General features: G+C 40.4%; 2 protein-coding genes. Both read left to right on the top strand.

Going from position 1 to position 1586, the window contains the following annotated elements:
* The first annotated feature begins 74 nt into the window (after positions 1 to 74).
* Positions 75 to 740 carry a hypothetical protein gene (locus tag QUB26_RS31730; protein ID WP_333247070.1) on the top strand — a complete coding sequence of 222 codons (666 nt, stop codon included), beginning with the start codon at positions 75 to 77 and terminating at the stop codon, positions 738 to 740.
* The coding region (locus QUB26_RS31725) for an IS66 family transposase (RefSeq protein WP_333247068.1) at positions 640 to 1586 on the top strand (947 nt) is incomplete at its 3' end. The genes QUB26_RS31730 and QUB26_RS31725, both read left to right, overlap by 101 nt.

The raw sequence follows: 1586 nt of genomic DNA, 5'->3' as shown, positions 1-1586 counted from the left end.
GTATCCGCTCAATAAGTAGGGGTAGCAGAGAAAAAAAGTAAGCAGAGTAAAAAAAGTGTTATAAAATAGGACACATGACGCCAAAGACTATTTCACAAGACAAGTCATCCTCCAATATACTGCAAACCATCGACCCCTCAGGTATTGCAGACGAATCAATGCGTCAGACAGTAGAACTCTTACTGAACCTCATAGAACAATTACAATTAAAAGTCAAAAACTTAGAATCAGAGAATCAACGGTTAAAAGATGAAAATAACCGATTGAAGGGAGAACAAGGAAAACCAGACATCAAAGCCAACTCCAAAGGATTCAAAAGTCAGCACTCTTCAGAAAAAGAACGAAAAACGCCAAAAAAGCACAAAAAAGGCAGTAAGAACGCCACAATAAAAATAGATCGAGAAGAAATACTAGAATACCCCACAGACCAACTGCCAGCAGACGCAGAATTTAAAGGATACGAACAAGTAATCATCCAAGATATCAGCTTGGCAACCGACAACATATTGTTCCGTAAACAGAAATATTACTCACCCTCACTCCGAAAAACTTATGTAGCAGAACTACCAATGGGCTACGAAGGAGAATTTGGACCAGGAATCAAAGCCTTAATCATTAGTTTGTACGCTAGGCGGCAATATGACGCAAGGCAAACTACTAGATTTTTTAGCAGATTTAGGCATTTCCATTTCAGCAGGTTATTTATCCAACCTGCTAATCAAAAACCACTCCGGTTTTAAAACCGAGAAAAAAGAAGTTTATGATTCAGGACTAGCGAGTAGCCCCTGGCAACACTTCGACCAAACAGGCGCGCGTGTAGGTGGAGTCAACCATACCACCAATATCATCTGCAACCCTTTATATACAGTCTACTTTACGACAGCCAATAAAGACCGACTGACGGTATTGAAAGGATTACAGCCCGGACGAGAACTGAAATTTATTCTAAATCCACTGACATTCTCACTAATTGAGGACTTCAAAATCCCGATTAAATGGCAAAACGCTCTCAAGCTATTACCTCAAGAAACGGTGTTGAGTGAGGCACAGTTTAATCACAAACTAAATAAGTATTTACCCAAACTGGGTTCCCAACAAGTTACCCGGATTAAGGAAGCAGCAGCTATTGCTTTCTATCATCAGCAAACAGATTGCCCAGTCGTACAAACTCTCTGTTGCGATGATGCCCCCCAATTCAAGTTAATCACTACTGATAGAGCGTTATGTTGGGTGCATGAGGGAAGGCATTACAAGAAGTTAAGCCCGGTATTCCATTGCCATCAAGTAATTTTAGAGCAGTTTCTCGATGATTTTTGGGATTATTATCGGGAATTATTAGCTTATAAAAATGACCCCAGGACTGAAGCTGCACTGCTTTTAAGGTCGAAATTTCGGCTGCTTTTTGAAACTCAAAGTGGCTATGAATTGTTGGATGAACGCAAACACTTAACTGCGACAAAAGTATCGGAGTTGCTTAGAGTTTTAGAGCACCCTGAATTACCTCTACATAATAATCCGGCTGAGTTAGCTGCCAGAACTATGGTGCAGCGACGTAATATTAGTTATGCAACTCAAACGATTGAGGG

The organism is Microcoleus sp. B4-C1 (assembly GCF_036705285.1).
Taxonomy (GTDB): Bacteria; Cyanobacteriota; Cyanobacteriia; order Cyanobacteriales; family Microcoleaceae; genus Microcoleus.
The sequence above is the reverse complement of the archived record's forward strand: the minus strand, read 5'-3'. Positions and strand labels throughout refer to the sequence as shown.

Coding starts and splice junctions, on each gene's coding strand:
- QUB26_RS31730 (WP_333247070.1), top strand. CDS start 75: ATGACGCCAAAGACTATTTCACAAGACAAGTCATCCTCCAATATACTG.